Source organism: Desulfosarcina alkanivorans, from assembly GCF_009688945.1.
Classification (GTDB): domain Bacteria; phylum Desulfobacterota; class Desulfobacteria; order Desulfobacterales; family Desulfosarcinaceae; genus Desulfosarcina; species Desulfosarcina alkanivorans.
Window position 1 is genome coordinate 3006913 of sequence record NZ_AP021874.1, and the last position, 17515, is coordinate 3024427.

The 17515-nt window shown below is 60.2% G+C and carries 17 protein-coding genes; 5 read left to right on the top strand and 12 right to left on the bottom strand.

All coding sequences use genetic code 11. The features are described 5' to 3' along the window. Positions 1-32: 32 nt before the first annotated feature. Complete coding sequence (locus tag DSCA_RS13240; RefSeq protein WP_167527758.1) at positions 33-542, bottom strand: rhodanese-like domain-containing protein; 510 nt, start codon at positions 540-542, stop codon at positions 33-35. Between the two features lie 161 nt (positions 543-703). On the opposite strand from DSCA_RS13240, the gene DSCA_RS13245 reads away from it, so the two are divergent. After that, positions 704-892, top strand: coding sequence for a CooT family nickel-binding protein (locus DSCA_RS13245; RefSeq protein WP_167527759.1), 189 nt, complete (start codon positions 704-706; stop codon positions 890-892). Here DSCA_RS13245 and DSCA_RS13250 read toward each other — a convergent pair whose 3' ends face one another. From DSCA_RS13250 to DSCA_RS13280, 7 genes are all read right to left on the bottom strand, one after another. After that, positions 893-1567, bottom strand: coding sequence for an FAD-binding oxidoreductase (locus DSCA_RS13250; RefSeq protein WP_155316880.1), 675 nt, complete (start codon positions 1565-1567; stop codon positions 893-895). It abuts the gene before it with no gap. Then, on the bottom strand, positions 1555-2127 hold the full coding sequence (locus tag DSCA_RS13255) for a cob(I)yrinic acid a,c-diamide adenosyltransferase (protein ID WP_155316881.1): 573 nt from the start codon (positions 2125-2127) through the stop codon (positions 1555-1557). The genes DSCA_RS13250 and DSCA_RS13255 overlap by 13 nt, the downstream gene beginning before the upstream one ends. A 209-nt stretch (positions 2128-2336) precedes the next feature. Further along, positions 2337-3590: an MFS transporter gene (locus DSCA_RS13260; RefSeq protein WP_155316882.1), complete on the bottom strand. Its 1254-nt coding sequence runs from the start codon at positions 3588-3590 to the stop codon at positions 2337-2339. Then, complete coding sequence (locus tag DSCA_RS13265; protein ID WP_155316883.1) at positions 3583-4050, bottom strand: protein-tyrosine phosphatase family protein; 468 nt, start codon at positions 4048-4050, stop codon at positions 3583-3585. The genes DSCA_RS13260 and DSCA_RS13265 overlap by 8 nt, the downstream gene beginning before the upstream one ends. 36 nt (positions 4051-4086) lie before the next feature. Further along, positions 4087-6651, bottom strand: coding sequence for a PEP/pyruvate-binding domain-containing protein (locus DSCA_RS13270; RefSeq protein ID WP_155316884.1), 2565 nt, complete (start codon positions 6649-6651; stop codon positions 4087-4089). Between the two features lie 181 nt (positions 6652-6832). Continuing rightward, positions 6833-7459 carry a uracil phosphoribosyltransferase gene (upp, locus tag DSCA_RS13275; RefSeq protein WP_155316885.1) on the bottom strand — a complete coding sequence of 209 codons (627 nt, stop codon included), beginning with the start codon at positions 7457-7459 and terminating at the stop codon, positions 6833-6835. A 67-nt stretch (positions 7460-7526) separates the two neighbouring features. Continuing rightward, positions 7527-7826, bottom strand: coding sequence for a hypothetical protein (locus tag DSCA_RS13280; protein WP_155316886.1), 300 nt, complete (start codon positions 7824-7826; stop codon positions 7527-7529). A 401-nt stretch (positions 7827-8227) separates the two neighbouring features. On the opposite strand from DSCA_RS13280, the gene priA reads away from it, so the two are divergent. The 4 genes from priA (at position 8228) to DSCA_RS13305 (ending at position 14053) form a co-directional block, all read left to right on the top strand. Continuing rightward, on the top strand, positions 8228-10717 hold the full coding sequence (gene priA / locus DSCA_RS13285; RefSeq protein WP_231716477.1) for a replication restart helicase PriA: 2490 nt from the start codon (positions 8228-8230) through the stop codon (positions 10715-10717). A gap of 97 nt (positions 10718-10814) precedes the next feature. Next, on the top strand, positions 10815-11609 hold the full coding sequence (locus DSCA_RS32935; protein ID WP_268815389.1) for a DUF1573 domain-containing protein: 795 nt from the start codon (positions 10815-10817) through the stop codon (positions 11607-11609). Positions 11610-11785: 176 nt separating this feature from the next. Then, the gene (locus DSCA_RS13300) at positions 11786-12406 is read left to right on the top strand and encodes an HAD family hydrolase (RefSeq protein ID WP_197904785.1); all 621 of its coding nucleotides are present in this window, start codon (positions 11786-11788) and stop codon (positions 12404-12406) included. A gap of 39 nt (positions 12407-12445) precedes the next feature. Then, positions 12446-14053 (top strand): SidJ-related pseudokinase, encoded by a 1608-nt coding sequence (locus DSCA_RS13305; protein WP_155316889.1) that lies wholly within the window; start codon positions 12446-12448, stop codon positions 14051-14053. 24 nt (positions 14054-14077) lie between these two features. Here the strand turns inward: DSCA_RS13305 and DSCA_RS13310 are convergent, their stop codons facing one another. The 4 genes from DSCA_RS13310 to DSCA_RS13325 form a co-directional block, all read right to left on the bottom strand. Next, complete coding sequence (locus DSCA_RS13310) at positions 14078-15055, bottom strand: potassium channel family protein (RefSeq protein WP_231716478.1); 978 nt, start codon at positions 15053-15055, stop codon at positions 14078-14080. Positions 15056-15203: 148 nt separating this feature from the next. Next, positions 15204-16226 (bottom strand): threonine/serine dehydratase, encoded by a 1023-nt coding sequence (locus tag DSCA_RS13315; RefSeq protein ID WP_155316891.1) that lies wholly within the window; start codon positions 16224-16226, stop codon positions 15204-15206. After that, the gene (thiE, locus tag DSCA_RS13320; protein WP_155316892.1) at positions 16223-16876 is read right to left on the bottom strand and encodes a thiamine phosphate synthase; all 654 of its coding nucleotides are present in this window, start codon (positions 16874-16876) and stop codon (positions 16223-16225) included. The genes DSCA_RS13315 and thiE overlap by 4 nt, the downstream gene beginning before the upstream one ends. After that, positions 16873-17496, bottom strand: coding sequence for an HD domain-containing protein (locus DSCA_RS13325; protein WP_174783987.1), 624 nt, complete (start codon positions 17494-17496; stop codon positions 16873-16875). Before DSCA_RS13325 ends, thiE begins: the two co-directional genes overlap by 4 nt. Between the last annotated feature and the right edge of the window lie 19 nt (positions 17497-17515).

Here is a 17515-nt window from a genome sequence, read left to right on the forward strand (position 1 = left end):
GCGCCCGGTTACAGCAGCGCCCCCGGGAATGGCTATTCGACGGGCAGACCGGCCTCACGCCATCGGGTCCAGCCGTCCTTCAGATAGCTCACATGGACGAACCCGTTCAAATAAAGGATTTCGGCCAGCTGAGGGGCCAGATGGCAATCTTCGCCGTCGCAATAGGCGACGATCGTGGCAGCCGGGTCTGTCGCCGACAGGAAAGCGGGCAGCCAGGCCTCCGGGTCCGCCGCGTAAAGGTGGACAGCCCCCTTGATGTGTCCGGCGTCGAAATCGGCCCGATGGCGGGCATCGGCAAAAACAGCATTTTTTTCCGTGAAAAGGCGCGCCGCTTCATCGACGGAAATCTCGGAGAAGGCGCTCTGGGCCAATAATTGCCCGTCGTCACCGTCATTTACCGCCACTGGCGGGTCGCCGATCTTATCGGGCCGCAGCGCATAAACCGCAAGGGCAAGCCCAATGGCGATGAGAATGAGAACAACTGCTTCTTTGGATGCCTGTTTGACCATTGACGTTTCGGGTTCCTTCCTGTTGCCGGCCATCGGGGGGGCCGATCCTGATTCGATCAACATAGCAATTTTACGGTCACAATCAACCCGCTTTTTCCTGCCGCATGTATGATCAGATCGGTATTGCATTTACTCATCGAATTGTCCACTATGGCCATTGGGTTTTAACCAGAACCGCTTTAGGGAGGCACGCCATGTGTGACGTCAATGTCTTTGTGGTAAAAAACGGAGTCGAGGAGAAAGTACTGGAAAATGTGGATCTGATCGAGGAGGTGCCCGACGGCATCCGACTGGTCAACATTTTTGGCGAGGAACGGACACTCAAGGCCAAAATGGTCCTTTACAACAACAGTGAAAAAAGGATGCTATTTCAGTCATTTTAGTCAGTCGTAGGTCTCTATGAAAATGCGCGAATGGCCGAACCGGTCGTCGATGATGGCGGTGGCATCCCGGATCATGGAACGCCGGCCGCACAGGTAAAAATCATAGGTGCCCGGCCGCAGCTGCTGCTCGAGGTAACGGCTCACCCGGTGCGGATAAATATTGCCCTGCCCGGCATGATCCCCGGGCAACCGGCTGATACAGGGGACATACCGGTGCAGCACGGCTTCCAGGAGATCCCTGTAGATCAGCCGGTCAGGCGACCCCGCGCCGTGAAGCAGGAGGGCCGCTTCGACCCCGCCCCGACAAAAGGCCACAAACGGGGCCACGCCGGTGCCCGTGGCCACAAACACCGCCGGGTTAACCGGTCCCTGGAAAATAAAATGCCCGTGGGGGCCGGTCAACTGAAAAGCGGTTCCGATACCGGCCTTCAGGATCTCACTGGAAAACCGCCCCTTTTCCACCAGGGCGATGCAGAAATCGATGGTGTCGGCATCCGGTCCGGAAACCATGGTGTAATCCCGCTGGTAGCCGCCCATCCCGATGCGCAGAAACTGGCCGGGCATGAAGGCGAAGTCCGCCGGACGGGTCAGCCGCACTTCAAGGATGCCGGGGGCCAGCCACCGGCGGGCCACCAGGCGTGCGCTGAAACGGCCCCTGTCATCTACCCTTTCCACAGCACATCCGCCTGCCCACGTGAATGATTGCAGAATCGGGCAAGGACAAAAAAGTAATCGGAGAGCCGATTGAGAAATACGAGAATATGCTTCATCGTCTCCGAGGGGCCCGACTCGCCGTCCTCATGGTCGACCAGTTCGATCACGCGCCGTTCCGTTCGCCGGCAGACGGTTCGGGCCATATGGGCCAGCGATGCGGACAGGTGCCCGCCGGGCACTACAAAATGCTTCAGTTCCGGCAGGACCGCATTCATGCGGTCGATGGCGCCTTCCAGGCTTTCGGCCGGATGCATCGTAAACGGCTTTAAGAAACGAGTGGACGCAGCACCGGGCGTCGTGGCCAGCCAGGCACCGGCCGCCAGCAGCATGGTCTGAATGTTCCGGATTTCATCCGTCAAGGCCTCGTCCCCCGGATCAAGACTTGCCGCCACCGCACCGATCACGGAATTGAGTTCATCCAGGTCTCCATAAGCCTCGATTCGCGGGCTGCTTTTTGAAACCCGCTCGCCGCTGAACAGGCTGGTCTTGCCCCGATCCCCCGTACCGGTGTAAATCTTCATTGAACCTCCCTGACCCGGACAAGCCGGAGTTGAGGAACCAACGTCTTGAAAATAAACGGGAACCCTATTTTTTAAAAAATGGATAGAATACCGTTGCTAAACACGTCTATCGTATAACTTTGCACTGATCCGTTGACCATATTCGATTGTTTTACCATGCCGCCCCAGAGGCCTGCCGGAGCTTGCCGGAAAAACGCCTGCCCTTCCCGTCAATCGATCCTTTGGGCCGCCCTGAGTTTGCCCATACGGCCGGCAACCAGAAACCAGACGACGGTGAGCGCCTGTATGCCGAGCATGATGGAAAACCCCGTGCGATAACCGGCGAGGGCATAACTGCCGTCGGCCGAGACGGGAAAGATACCGATCATGGCACCGATCGCCCATTGCCAGAGGAATGCCGCCACAAACACCAGCAGATTAACAGCGGTGGTCACGCGTCCGGACAACTGCACGGGAAAGCTTTGGGACAGGGCGGCATAAGCGAGAATGCCCGACGTACCGAAAAAGCCGAACAGCAGCCAGAGGGGCAGCACCGGACCGGCCGCTCCCCATGCCACCACCACCAGCTGGACCCCCATGAACAGGCCCATGCCGGTCACGGAGGTCGTCAGCACGCTGATCCCGGACCGGCTCAAGCGTCCGGCCAGGGATCCCAGCAGGATGAATCCCGCAATCATGGCCACGGCGACCCAGAAGAGCACATGGGCCACGGCCATGCGCTCAAGCCCGGCCACATCCTTGAGCCAGGGCCCGGCCCAGAGCCCCTGGATGGATAGAAAGGACGCCTGGGACATGGTGGTCAGCGGGGCCACTCGCCAGAACGCCCGGCTGGTAAAAACGGTCCTGACCCCTTTCAACTGATCCCGCAGGCTTTCTGTGTTCCCGCCGGACCGTTTTTCCGGGACCACGATGTATACGGCCACAGCCACCACCAGCGTGAGCACGGCCAGAACCATGAAAACCCCGCGCCAGTCGGTCACGTGCAGGGCCGCCTCCACCGGGGCGGTTGCCGCCAGGGCGCCGAAACCGCCCGCGGCCATCTGGAATCCGTTCACCAGGGGCCATTTCTCCCTGGCAAACCAGAGGGTGTAGGCCTTGAAGGCCGCCATGAGACATGCCGACACGCCAAATCCGATAAATGCGCGGGCGACCACCAGGCCGGCCAGCGTGCCGGATCGCGAAAAAAGATAGGCCCCCAGTCCGGCGAAAAGCAGAAGCATGGCTTCCATGCGACGTGGGCCATACCGGTCCAGCAGGACTCCCAGCGGCAACTGGAAAGACGCGAAGGCGATGAAATAGGTCGATGTCAGCAGGCCCAGCGACGACGGGCCGATGCCCAGGTCACCCACCAGATCCGCTGCAATCACCGCATTGACCACCCGGTAGAGGTAAGAGAGGAAATATCCGGCGGCAAAGGGCACGAATACGCGCAGGGTGGTCAGAAAACCAATGGTTCTATTCACGCGTCCTGCCCCGTTCTGTTTTCAGCCGCTTGTTATACTGGCGCAGCAATTTCCACTGACAATAGTTGGACGGATTGGCACGGGTGTTTTTCAATATTTTCTCGGCGGCCTTCAAATCCATGCCGGTTCTCATCAGGTAGGCGCTGAGAAATGTTCCGGTGCGCCCCACGCCGAAGCGGCAGTGCACCAGCGCTTTATGCCCGCTGAGGATCTGCCGGCCCAGCCAGTCGAGCGCTTTTTCCATTTCCCCCATATCCGGGGCGCACTCATCGGCGATGGGAAGGTAGTACACCGCAAACCCGCTGTCCTGCTGGATCTCGTGCAGATCACAATATTCGCCGCACAGGTTGACGATGGCATGGATGCCGTGAGCCCTGATGACGTCCAGGTCGTCGTATGAAAGCGGTGCATGTCCCGCTGCCAGATCCCCGGTGATCCATGTTAATTCGTAACCGCCCACAAGTCTTCCTTTCCCGCTTTTTAACGGAACCGTCCCTTACAGCGCCACATTGGAAAAATGATACCGCCCCTGCATGAACGCCTCCGCATAGGCATCGACCATGGTTTCGTCCTTCAGATACATGTCCATCAACCGGGTGGCCCCCAGCAGTCGACCGACCATGTCCAGCGTATGGGCAATTTCCGTTTTACCGGCGGCCGCGTAGCGTGCATCGATCAGATCGCTTTTGCGGGTCACCTCAAACCCCAGCCGTTCAAAGATCAGGCCCAGGAAGGCGGCCCGCAGTCGGCGTTTTTCGATATCCGCACCACCGCCGGAGAAGCGCAACAAAATGTAGTTGTCCGCCTCCTTGTCTGCGCAGACCGTATCCAGAACCACGAAATGATACCCGAAACGCAGGTTCAGGTTGGCATAACAGTCGGAAATGATCACGTGACTGGCAAACATGGCCGATTCCGGGCTGATGGAACCACCGCTCATGACCACCTTGTCGTGGGCGGCCCAGTCGAAATGGGAAAACGCCCCCCATTGAATATCCGGGTGGGTCAACCCCTTGAACAGGGCGCGAAGCGGCCTGCTGGCAATATCGGTCAGGCCCACCGGGGCCTGGGCGTCGACCGTGTCGGCCAGGCCGCCGCCCACGTCGATCACGTAAAACAGCATGGGAATGCCGATGGTCAGTTTTCTGGAGCCGCCGATTTTGCGCAGGCGAATATTACTGAGTTGGAACATGGCGGCCACGGCCTTTTCGTGCACGAAACGGATGATGTCATGATGGGAACGGCAGCCTTCCGGAGCAAAGTTGACGCTGCCGGGATCTACCAGCTCGAGGGTCGAAATAAAACTCATCACCGCACCCAGCCGTTTGATGAACGGGCTGTCGGCCAGCAGGTTCCGCCGGGCGCAGGGACTGTCGACCATGGCCTGGACCACCCCCCGGTAGACGGTACCGGTTTCGGCATCCACGGTCACATCGATCCCATCGGGCAGGGCCTGGAGGGCATCGGCGGCATTGACAATGGTGGGGATGCCGAATTCACGGGCCACCGATGCAAAATGACCGGCGGCGCTGCCGGCTTCGGCCACGACGGCATGCAGTCGATTGACGGCGGCGGCAAAATCCGGAGGGATGGTGCGGGTGACCAGCACCGAACCGTCCGGAACATGGGCCAGGTCATCGAGCCCCCTGATGGTGACGGTTTTACCGGCCGCAATGCCTGCGGCGGCAACTTGTCCGCCGGACACCAGCACCGCATTGTCAACCGGCTCGAAGCTGCACGTCAGCCGCCCTGAGGGTTGATGGGCGGGTTCGTCGTAAAACGGCCGCGTCTGAAGCAGAACCAGCCGATGGTCATGGGCGAGGCACCACTCCACATCCTGGGGGTGGCCGAAATGGTCCTCCAGAAGCTGGCCCCATTCGGTCAACGTCAAGGCGGTGGCCTCCCGGATCGGCGCCGTCTTCTTTTTGACCTCATCGAGGGGGCGCGTCTCCAGGCCCCGGGCCGGATCGAAGATTCGCTGCTCTGCCTGACGGTGAGGTCGCTGGAACACGACGTCCGGCGGATCTGTTTTGGTGGCCTGGTAGACTGCGGGGACGGACTGGCCGTCCACCAGCAGTTGTCCCAGCCCCCACACGGCATGAATGGAGAGCCGGTTGTCTGATGCCCGGGTGGATTCACGGGTGACCATGACCCCGCTGGCCACTGCGGCAATCATCTCCACCACCAACACGGCCATGGGCACCTCCCGGTCCGCCATGCCGTAGTTTATCCGGTAGACCAGCGCCGAAGGGGAATATTTACTGGCCAGAACCTGTTTGTAGGCGCTGGCAATCTCTGTATCCCCGACGTTCAGCACGGTGAGGTACTGGCCGGCAAAGGAGGTTCTGGAGTCTTCACCCTTGGCACTGCTTCGAACGGCTAGACGCGGTCCGGGGCCCCACACATCCCGTAACCCGGCCAACGTGCCGTTTATCGCTTCCTGCACATCTTCGGGAACGGTCGCCTCCCGGATCGCCCGGCAGATTTCATCGGAAACCCGGGCCAGCGAGGCTCCGGAATGAATGTCCAGCCGGGCCAGGTTATCGTCGACCAGCCGGTGCAGATCGTTGAAGGCCATAAACCGATTGAATGCACGGGTGGTGATGGCAAACCCGGCCGGCACGGGAAGCCGCAAGGTTTGCGACGCCCTTGCCAGGTTGGCGGCCTTGCCGCCTGCCAGTGATTCGTCCAATGCCTGCCGATGGTCCAGGGGCATCGCATAGGGTGGATCCGTATCCTCCTTGCCGGCGGCAAGCATAAACCGGACGTAATGGTCGAATTTCTGGTGAAACGTGTTCAAGGCGCTGTATTTGCCGGGACAAATCTTGTACAGGTCGGCAATCATATCACCGACGGCGGCGGCGAATTGCGTATATTTTTTTTCGATGACGTTAAAATCCACCGGCATCTGGTCGTAGTATATCTCTTCCAGTTCAGCCATCAGCTCATGGGCGTTTTTGTCCTTTTCAAGCAGCGACTGAAAGGCCGCATATTTATCCTTGATCACCGCACCGGGGTTGAAGACCTGAAGGGTCCAGTATTTAAACAGGTTTTTTATCATCACATGATATCCTGGTTTGCGTTCGGGGCAGTTGCTGACCCGGAAAACGATGATGATGGGCGCGACCTATCGGGGATGGCCCGGGTATGGGTGGTGCCCCGCGAAGGCGCCCGGGGTAAAATAGAAAACGCCCGGTGGGGTGCCGGGCGCTCCGTTAAAACCGTGTTTCAAATCCGGCGGATCACTTGGTCCCGAAAATCTTATCGCCGGCGTCACCCAGTCCCGGCAGAATGTAACCGATATCGTTAAGTTTATCGTCGATGGCCGCGACATAAACGTCCACATCGGGATGGGCCGCTTCCAGCCGCTTGAGCCCTTCGGGTGCGGCCACGAGAAACAACCCCCGGATCTGCCGGCAGCCGGACTCTTTCAGCAGGTCGATGGTCGCCGTCAGGGTGCCGCCCGTGGCCAGCATGGGGTCGAGGATCAGGGCAATGCGCTCTTCCATCTTGCTGGTCATTTTGACATAGTAGCGCACCGGTTCCAGCGTCTCTTCGTTTCGGTACAGCCCCACCACACTGGTTTTGGCCGACGGGATCAGGTTCAGCACACCGTCCATCATGCCCAGGCCGGCACGAAGGATCGGGACCACCGTAATTTTCTTGCCCTTGATGTTCTCGACAACCACGTCGCCTGCCCACCCCTTGATGGTAATGGTTTCGGTTTCCAGGTCCTTGGTTGCCTCATAGGTGAGAAGTGTGGCCAGTTCGTTGGCCAACTCCCTGAATTTTTTGGTCGTAACGTCGTGAGCACGCATAAGGCCGATTTTATGTCTGATCAACGGGTGTTCAACAAGATGTACGGGCACACATCCTCCTTTTCGGGCCCGGCGATGGCACACCGGGCAGTGGTTGGTTGCGTTGGATAAATACGCCTTAAAAATCACCCAACGGTCTGTTGAAAGTGAAGTTGAAAGGGTCCATCAGCAGGGCTTCGTAAGCGGGTTTGGTGTTGCCTCCCAGCGCGGAAAACGGCAGGGATACGAGAAACACCGCTCCGCCGATCAGCGTGGCGCAAAGTCCCAGTGGCCTGACAACCAGGGCATCGCCGGCCATTTTCCCGGCAACAATATCGTCATCCTGTTCAAGCTCCTGGGCAAAGCAGGTCGTACAGGGAACTGCGACCAGCGCAAGCACGGTCAGCAGGACAATGACGCGTTTCAGGATTCCGTTCATACCGTTTCCTCCTTTGTGGGTCGTAAGTTGAGCGATGGTCGAGGCTGCCGAAAACAACCAGAGCGATGATTTTCCGCCGGCCCTTTTTCATACGGGATGGCGTCTGATGCATCGGATGTGTTAAGGTCGGCAATCTCAGGGGGCCAGATGAAAAACCCCGACATCGGTTGACTGTTAAAAATAACGCCGTTCCCTCATTTTTTTAGTCGAAGCACTCGGTTTTCGCTGACACAGGCAGCCTATGGGCAACGCTGTTGCGGAGAACAGGTAAACCGTCGAATTTTAAACTATTAGCAGGTATTGGGAATGCATGCAACGCATGATATGATTGAAAACGCAGTTTCCCGGTGATAGTGGACAGCCAATCGCCCTCCCAACCGGGAAAAAATGTTCGCAACAAAATGAAATTTAAAATAAAAAATGACACGGCCGCTGTCAAGGAGGATCAAGTCGATCCTCACCGGCAAATGGTTTCGGTTGCCGTGGCGCTACCGGTCCATGACATCTTCACCTACAGTGTTCCCGACCATCTGATCCCACAGGCCTGCCCGGGGAAGCGTGTGCTGGTACCCTTTGGCAGGCGAACGGTGACCGGGTACCTCATGGGCCCGGCCACGACAATGGACCCACCGGAAATCAAGCACATCCTGGACGTACTCGATGCGACCCCCCTTTTTCCGGAAACCCTGATTCCTTTTTTTCGATGGATCGCCGCCTATTACATGCACCCGCTGGGTCAGGTCATCAGCACCGCCCTGCCCGCCGGGCTGAATCTGACCGACGTGGCCATACTGACGATCGGCGATGCCGGCAGACAAGCCATGCGATTGCCGTCCCTTTCGCCCCTGGAAGCGATCGTGCTGTCTGCATTGGTCCAGGGGCCGGCCGACATCAAACAATTGCAGAAAACAATCGGACAACCCGTCTCATGGGCATTGATCCATGCGATGCGCCAGCGGGAGTGGGTCCGGGTGGATCGCCAGATCAGGGGACGTCAGATCCGGCCCAAATCCATCCGGTGGGCAACGGTATCGGGAACCGAGGCAATTTCCGACCGCCTCTCCCGTCAACGTCAGCGCATCCGGGACATCCTGCGGACCGAAGGCGATTTGAGCCTCCCGGCATTGAAGGCCCGCGCCGGGACCACCCCGGCACTGATCCGGGAAATGGAAAAGGCGGGCCAGGTCCGCACCTATGAACAGACGATCTACCGGGATCCGTTCGGCGATCCCATCGAACCGGATTCCCCGCCCCGACTGACCACCGAACAGGCGGCGGCCATAAAGGCCATGGCGCCGCTGCTGGGCCGGGGATTCAAAACCGTGCTTCTGGCCGGCGTCACCGGCAGCGGGAAAACCGAAGTCTACCTGCGGATGGCCGAAACCGCCCTGGACCGGGGGCTTCGGGTTTTGGTGCTGGTGCCGGAGATCGCCCTCATTTCACAAACCGAACGCCGTTTCCGGGCCCGGTTTGGAGAAACCGTGGCCGTGCTCCACAGCGGCCTGTCCAGGGGTGAACGATATGACCAGTGGCGCCGCATCGCCGGCGGGAAAGCGACCATTGCCATCGGCGCCCGGTCATGCATTTTCGCCCCCTTTGGCGAAGTCGGCCTGATCATCGTTGACGAAGAACACGACGCCTCCTACAAGCAGGAGGGCGGTCTGAGCTACAATGCCAGGGATCTGGCCGTCGTGCGGGCCCGTCATCACGGTGCGCTGGCAATTTTGGGATCGGCCACGCCTTCGCTGCAATCCTGGCACAACGTCACCGTCGGAAAATATGAAACCGCCATGCTGTCCCGGCGGGTCAACCGCCAGCCCCTGCCGGCCATCCAGACCGTGGACCTGTCCCACATCCGCGATGAACGGGGCATCCATCGCTACATCACCCCCCAGCTTCAACAGGCCATTGGCAAGACTCTGGATGAGGGTGACCAGGCCCTGGTATTTCTCAACCGCCGTGGATTTGCCGCCTTTCCCGTCTGTGCGGACTGCGGCCAGGCCATTCGATGCAACAACTGCGATATCTCCCTGACCCTGCATAAGCGGGCCAATGCATTTCGCTGCCATTACTGCGGGTTCTCCCGGGCGGCCGCATCCAATTGCCCGTCGTGCAGTTCCGAAAAAATCAGGCTTCTGGGCGTGGGAACCGAAAAAATCGAGGAAGCCCTGGTGCAGATGTTTCCCCAGGCCCGGGTGGCCCGCATGGACCGGGACACCATGAGCCGGAAGGGGTCGATCGTGCGCCTTCTCAAAGATCTCAAACACCGCCGCATCGACATTCTCGTCGGCACCCAGATGGTGGCCAAGGGTCACGACTTTCCGGGCATTACCCTGGTGGGGGTTGTCTGTGCCGATCTGACCCTGAATTTCCCCGATTTTCGTTCCGGAGAACGGACCTTTCAACTGTTGGCCCAGGTGGCGGGGCGTGCAGGACGAGGGGATAAACCCGGCAAGGTGATTCTCCAGACGTTCAACCCGGATCATTACAGCATCGTTTCGGCAAAAGAACAGGATTTCAAATCGTTTTTCAATCAGGAAATCGGATTTCGAAAGGCGTTGGGCTATCCCCCTTTCTCCCGTATGGTTGCCGTGCGCATATCCGGTAAAAACCCCAAGCGGACGGCCGGACATGCCGGGGCATTGGGAGAGCACTGCCGGGAGATGCTGGCCAGGAGCGGATCGGGTCCCGGCCGGATTCAGGTGATGGGCCCCATCGAAGCACCGCTGTCGCGCATCGCCAACCGCTACCGCTGGCAGATCCTGGTCAAAAGCCCGGACCCCAACGGGCTCCACCATTTTGTCCACAGGTTGGTCCGCTGCCATCACGGGTTGCCCGACGCCCGGCAAATCAAGGTCGCCATTGACGTGGACCCGTTTTTTCTGATGTAGCTTGACAGGATCGGCACCGAAGCTTAAATACTATGTCTTGTCGATTGCTTATTAAGGCGCGGTTTATCAGCGCATCTTCCAACAAGGAGAGGTCTGCATGAAAGTCCGTATGGTTGTTGTTGCGGCAACGCTTGCAATGCTGTGGGGTACGGGCGCGGCCGTCGCTGCGTCGGACGTAAAGGATCCATCCGGCAAGGCCCCGTCCACCGTTGCGGCTGCCGGGATGCCCGAGGCGAACCTGCCGGAACTGGCATTCCAATTCGACCCGGTGGTGGACGGCACCCAGGTCACCCATGACTTTGCCATCAGGAACGGAGGAAACGGCCCCCTTGCCATAACCAACGTCAAAACCGGTTGAGGGTGCTCGGTCGCCTCCTACCCGAGGCAAATCCCCGCCGGCGGCGAGGGAACCATCACCATAAAAGTCAACACCAACGGCTATGGCGGCAAGCAGATGAAGAAGCACATCGAGGTCTTCACCAATGACGCGACCAACCCCCGGATCAGGTTGGCCATCAGCGGCTCGGTGCTGAGCTTTGCCAAAATGGAACCCCGGTATGCACGACTGGTCGGCCCGGCGGGAACCGATATTAAAAGAGCGATCACCATTACGCCTGAAAAGGCCTATCCGTTCAAAATCCTCAGGGCGAAAGCCCGCAACGGAAAAGACATTGCGTTCGAGGTCAAAACATTCAGCAAAGCCGGTAGTGAGGGCTATGTCCTGACCATTGAGAACAAAAAAACGGTTGCCGGCCGCTATGCGGACACCGTGGTCCTGACCACGGACAGTCAGATCAAGCCCACGATCACCATTCCGGTATATGGCCAGATTATTTCGACAGCACCGCAGCCGGCACCTGCAACGACCAAAAAGAGTGCCGGTGACGGGTGATTGAAGACGGATCGTGACCCGGAACGGACCTGGTTTTCACCTGCCGGCAGGTTGCGGCCTGCAGATCAAATGGCGGCGCAGGCGTTATCCGGCATTTTAAACGAGACCGTTTCCAATGACAACAAAAGCATCGACACGGCATTGTCGGTGCTTTTTATTACGAAGGAGTGTGGTCAGTGACCCCCTGCCTTAAAGTGGTTGCCTTTGATTGTGACGGTGTCATGTTCGACAGCCGGGAAGCCAATCGGGCCTACTACAACCACCTGCTCGAGCATTTCCGCCTGCCGGCCATGACTCCGGAGCAGTTGGCCTACGCCCACATGCATACCGTCGATGAAGCCCTGGCCCACCTCATCCGTGACGAAGCCACCCGCAAGGACGCCCATGCCTACCGGAAACGGCTGGGATACCGCCCCTTTCTGAAATTCATGGAAATGGAACCGGGGCTGGTCCCGCTGCTGGAGGCGCTCCGCCCCCGTTTCAAGACGGCAGTGGCCACCAATCGCACCGACACCATGGCAAGTGTACTGGCGGACAACCGCATCGACCACCTCTTTGACCTGGTGGTCTGCGCGCTGGATGTGCAGTTCCCCAAGCCCCACCCCGAGGCGCTGTTCAAAGTGGCCGAGCACTTTTCGGTGTCGCCCGGGGAAGTGATCTATGTGGGCGACTCCATGGTGGATCAATTGGCCGCCGAAGGTGCCGGCATTCCTTTGGTGGCTTACCGCAACCCTGATCTGAAAGCCGCTCACCACATCAGGCACCTGGCCGAAATTGAGGCGTTGGTGGGCCTGTAATTGAGTAACGGTCTAAACGCTTAAAAACAAGCCCAGCTCATGGCCGCCTATCCCCACACACTGAAAAGCCAGGCCGAAGCCGCCCTGGATGACCCGCATTTCGACTTCATCGCCACCTACCACGCCGTGGCCGACCTTCGCCGTCTGGCACAGAAACACCCGGGGGTTCTCGACGAAGGGACCCTTTTCGCCCTGGAGCGGCTTCTGCAATCCAGTGCCTTTCGCAAAATCCGTCAGTCCTATTTCCTGTTCCGGGAAGCCGCGTCGGTAATGACCGATATCGCCATCATGCCCGGGGGCAACGGACTGGGGGCAAAAGCGCTGGCATCCCTGCATCGCATGCTCGCAAAAACCGGCGGCAGTGCCCACCGGGGCGTGGCCGAAGCGCTGGGCGGCCTGCCGGTCGCCATCAGGGGCCCGCAGGTGAAAAATGGCCCTTCCATGACCCCGCCGGCAATCTCCTGGGCCCAGCTGATTTCCCAAAACAGGCTGACGGCCACCGGTCCCCCGCGGTACATCGGCAGGAGCCTGGTGGTGCAGACGTCTGAAGGCAGCCACCTGCTGGTCGTCAAACTGGCGAAAAAAACGGATACGGCAGCGGGCCTGGAAAAAGAGATCCGCTGGATGGAAATGCTGAAAAAAGCGGACTATGCGGTCGACCGCCGGTTTCACATTCCCAGGCCCCTGTGGGGCGGAAGCCGGCGGGTCTTTCGAATCAACGGTCTTCCCCTGAACCCGTCCGGAACCGTCCATCGCCATCCCGATGGCCTGGCGATCGCATTTGTGGCCCACCGGGACTACTTCGTCTACCCCAACGGCCAACGCATAGACACGTCCTCCGCCCGGGAAATGCTGGCCCGCAATGCATTTTTACTGGGCCGGCTGGCGGCAAAGGGGGTCATCCACGATGCACCCATCCCGCTGTTCCACAACCGCACCCAGCGGCTGCGCCGTGACGACCAGGGCCGCTACCAGTGGTTTCGATCAGGACGCCTGGACCAGTGGCTGTCATCCTGTGCATTTCCCAATCTCGGATTATCCGGGTTGCGGGACTTCGAGCATCTGGAATCGTTGGACGGCGGCGGCCGCCGCCTTTACCGGCATATCGGCAGCCACTTCTTCAGTCTGCTGCTGGTGGCCGGCAGCCATTTCCGCTGCCGGGATAAAACCAGGGTCGGCCTGGACAAAAACAGGCAGCCGGTCGACACGAGGGACCTGTTCGACAAGCCGATGCTCAAAGCAATGGTCGGGGACGTATTCGATGAATACTTCAGCGGGTTCACCGGCCTGTCGCCGGCGGGCCCGCTGCCGGTGGACCTGGATCGTCTCACCGACCGCATGATCGAAGAGATGGGCGTGGACCGCTACATGACCGAACTGCTGCGACGGACCGACCAGAACGGGTTGACCGACAGCGAGTTTATCGCCTTTTTGAAAACGAGGGGATACGATGCGAATCAGCTCGCCGGCCTGAAACGGGGAGAAAAGGACATCCTGATCACCAGCGGCCCCCATCTGGGCGACTTCAACCGTCAGATCTCCCTGCCCGAACTCATCGAGGGCGTGGCCGCCATGTCGGCGGTGTGCATCGCCGGACGGTTTACGGCAACACAATCATCGTCAGGCAAGGTCTGCCGCGCAACCTGAGTAAATCAACCCATCAAACCGCAGTTAAAGCGATTCCCTGGCCCGATTGATATTGTCGATATCCCCCATGACGATCAGGGTCATTCCCGCTTCCAGGATAAAGGAGCTGGGCGGCCGGAATTCAAAGCCGCCGTCCTTGCGCCGCACCCCCAGCAGCAGCAGGTTGAACTGGTCACGAAGGCCGGACTGCATGATCGCCACCCCCACCAGGGGGGAGTCGGCATTGACGGGAACCTGGTGGATACGCAGTTCCCCGCGCTCACTTCTGAGCATGTTATCGAGGAAATCCACGGCGGCCGGCCGGATCATCTCGGAGGCCATGCGCAGGGCGCCAATGACGTTGGGAGAGACCACGGAGGTGGCACCGGCCTTGAGCAGTTTGGGCTGCAGCCGGCTGTTGGTCATCCTGCTGATGATCCGGGCCGTGGGGTTGAGCATGCGGGCCGTCATGGTAATGTAAAGATTGTCATTGTCCGACGGAAGACAGATGGTGATTCCGGTGGCCCGTTCTATGCCGGCAGCTATCAAATTCTTGTCGTCGGTGGCATCGCCGTGGACATGATACAGGCCCTTTACCTGGCGGCAGCGTTCGATGACGAGGTTGTCCTGCTCGATGAGCACCACGCTGGCTTTGCTGGTCACCAGTTCAACGGCCAGGGGAAATCCGGTTTCCCCGCCGCCGCAGACGATGTAATGGTCTGACAGCGCATGGATCTTGTTTTCCATTTTTCTTCTCCTGAGCATCCCGGTCAACTCGCCTTCGATCAGCATGGCCGTCAGGGTGCTGATGCTGTAGAGGATGATGCCCATGCCGAAGGTAATCAGCAACATGGTGAAGACCTGGGCGCTGGGGTTTCCCGTAATGCCCAGCACCTCCCCGTAACCCACCGTGGTCAGTGAAATGACCGTCATGTAAAGGCAGTCGAGGTAGGTGGCATGCCCCTCGAAAATGACAAAATAGCCCGTACTTCCCATCAGCAGGGTCCCGATGAGAGTGGCCATCGCATAAAATAACCGTCTTCTGATTCCCATAAAGGCACCGGAACGCTGGACGCGCCTCCGTTGACGGGTTCCTGTTTACGGCCCGGCGTGGCATGCGGGATGGGCTGCAGGCACCTCCGGGGGTGTCATAAAGGCCGGAAACCGGGTGTCACCGCCGAAGCCGGCGTGCTGCGGGATCCCCCGTCGGACAGATGATGCGCTTGAACACGGCGGTGTCGATGTTGCCGCCGCAGACGACCAGGGCGACCGTCCGGCCCGCCAGTTGAGGGGCCATTTTCAGAAACCCGGCCACCGTGACACCGGCCGCCCCCTCGATCACCAGCCGGTGGTTGTCGAAGACCCGAATCATCGCGCTGCGGATCTCCGCCTCGCTCACGAGCACCCAGTCGTCCACCAGGGTCCGGCACGGATCGAAGGTAACGGCGCCCGGTTCGATACCGCCGGCCGTGCCATCGGAAAGGGTCTCCCGGGCCGGAACCGCCACGATCCGGCCGGCCTTGACCGATGCGGCCATCGCCGGTGAGTTTTCCGGCAGGCACCCCACGATGCGGGCCTGCGGACGCAGTGCCTTGACCGCCCCGGCAATCCCCGAGATCAGCCCCCCACCGCCCACCGCCACCATGACGCAGTCCACCCTGGGCAGTCGAGCCAGGATCTCCAACCCGATCGTTCCCTGCCCGCCCACCACGACCGGATCGTTGTATGGCGAGATATAGACCTTCCCGGTCCGATCGGCCTGCTGCCGGGCATAGGTTTCAGTGGCTTCACAATCCGATCCGTGAAACCGGACGGTGGCTCCCAGGGTCTCGAGCATCCGGACCTTCAGCGGGGAAGCGGTCTCGGGAAGAAAAATGGTCCCCTCGATCCCCAGCCGGCGCATGCCGAAGGCCGAAGCCATGCCGTGGTTTCCCGAAGAAGCGGTGACCACCCCGGCCTTTTTTTCTCCTTCGTCCAGCGCCAGCAAGCGGTTCAGGGCCCCCCGGACCTTGAAGGAGCCCGTGTGCTGGAGGTTTTCCAGCTTGAGAAACACCCGGCCACCGGTTTCGCGTGCCAGGTCAGCGGACGGTTCCAGGGGGGTCGCCCGGATGTAGGGGCCCAGGTCCCGCTGGGCGGCCAGGCAAAGCCCATAGATGTCAGGCGCCGTCGACGCCGCTGCGGTCGCTGACCTCATGACCACCCTCCCCTGGCGGAGACACCGCAGGCGGCAGCCATTGCCGCAGCGGCTTCAGCGGGGTCGCCGGACCGGGTGATGCAGCTGATGACGGCCACCCCGGCCGCACCATGGGCAAAACAATCCACGGCATTGACCGGCCCGATGCCGCCGATGGCCACTGCCGGGACGGGGGACCGGTTGACGATATCCCTGAGCCCGGCGAGCCCGTGGGCTGGCTTGGCATCGACCTTGGTGCCGGTCTCAAAAGTGGGACCGGTGCCGATGTAATCGCAAAAGGCCAGATCGGTGCGCTCCAGTTCGGCCATGGTGGACACGGAGACACCGATGATCGCCGGCGGCCCCATGACGCGCCGGGCCAGCCGGGGCAGGGCATCGTCCTGGCCCACGTGAACCCCGTCGGCACCCACGGCTTTTGCCAGCAGCACATCGTCGTTGACGACGAAGGGCACCCCGGATTCGCGGCAGAACCGGCAAACCGCCTCAACCTCTTCATAGGCATCCAGGCCAAAAGACTTGTTGCGGTACTGGACCATGGTGGCACCGGACCCAACGGCCAGGCGGACCTGGTCCAAAACAGGGAAATCCGCCACCCCGTCATCGGTGATGAAGTAAAATCGAAGCAGGTCGCGAATCTCGTCTGGTTTCATGGAAGCCTTTCCCCCCCGGGCCAGGGATCAGCGCTGCTGTCGACCGGGTCGCCAGGGGCTTGGTTGAACATCCGATGAAGGGTCAGGAAACGGTCCGCATAGGCCGCCTCGTATCGGGCCAGGCCGGCGGTGATTTCCTCGATGGTCTTTTCATGCCGTCCGTTGTCGGTCTTGGAGAAAAACTTGTCTGCGTAGCAAATCAGCCGTTCTTCCACGGAAAAGGGGACCATGTCGCGGACCGGCAGGGGAAGATGTTGACGCACAACCTGGCGTGCGCTGATCCCCACGCCCACATGGCACTCGCAGACCCGGCCGTGCCGCTTAAGATCAAGCCGGTCAAGTATCTTTCGGCCCTCGACCCCGTGGCACACATAGGGCAGGGTTCCCGTACACCCCAGATCCGGACAGCGGGTCCGGCCGATGCCGATGTCGTGAAGCACCGCCGCCTGAACCACGAAGGACCGGTCCGCCTCCAGCCAGGGGGCCCGGTCGAGAACCATTAGCGCTTTTCGGGCCACCAGGTCGCCGTGACGCAGCAGCAGGTCACGGGTCGGGTTGCCGGCGGGATAGACCCGCGAAATGATGGCTTCCGGGTCGATGTTCGCGTTGCTTTTGTCCACCAGGGTCCTATGCGTTCAA

What these genes read in the sequence shown, in the direction of transcription:
- DSCA_RS13240 (WP_167527758.1), bottom strand. Translation starts at nt 542, where the DNA reads ATGGCCGGCAACAGGAAGGAACCCGAAACGTCAATGGTCAAACAGGCA.
- DSCA_RS13245 (WP_167527759.1), top strand. Translation starts at nt 704, where the DNA reads ATGTGTGACGTCAATGTCTTTGTGGTAAAAAACGGAGTCGAGGAGAAA.
- DSCA_RS13255 (WP_155316881.1), bottom strand. Translation starts at nt 2,127, where the DNA reads ATGAAGATTTACACCGGTACGGGGGATCGGGGCAAGACCAGCCTGTTC.
- DSCA_RS13270 (WP_155316884.1), bottom strand. Translation starts at nt 6,651, where the DNA reads ATGATAAAAAACCTGTTTAAATACTGGACCCTTCAGGTCTTCAACCCC.
- DSCA_RS13280 (WP_155316886.1), bottom strand. Translation starts at nt 7,826, where the DNA reads ATGAACGGAATCCTGAAACGCGTCATTGTCCTGCTGACCGTGCTTGCG.
- priA (WP_231716477.1), top strand. Translation starts at nt 8,228, where the DNA reads ATGAAATTTAAAATAAAAAATGACACGGCCGCTGTCAAGGAGGATCAA.
- DSCA_RS13305 (WP_155316889.1), top strand. Translation starts at nt 12,446, where the DNA reads ATGGCCGCCTATCCCCACACACTGAAAAGCCAGGCCGAAGCCGCCCTG.
- DSCA_RS13310 (WP_231716478.1), bottom strand. Translation starts at nt 15,055, where the DNA reads ATGGCCACTCTCATCGGGACCCTGCTGATGGGAAGTACGGGCTATTTT.
- DSCA_RS13315 (WP_155316891.1), bottom strand. Translation starts at nt 16,226, where the DNA reads ATGAGGTCAGCGACCGCAGCGGCGTCGACGGCGCCTGACATCTATGGG.
- thiE (WP_155316892.1), bottom strand. Translation starts at nt 16,876, where the DNA reads ATGAAACCAGACGAGATTCGCGACCTGCTTCGATTTTACTTCATCACC.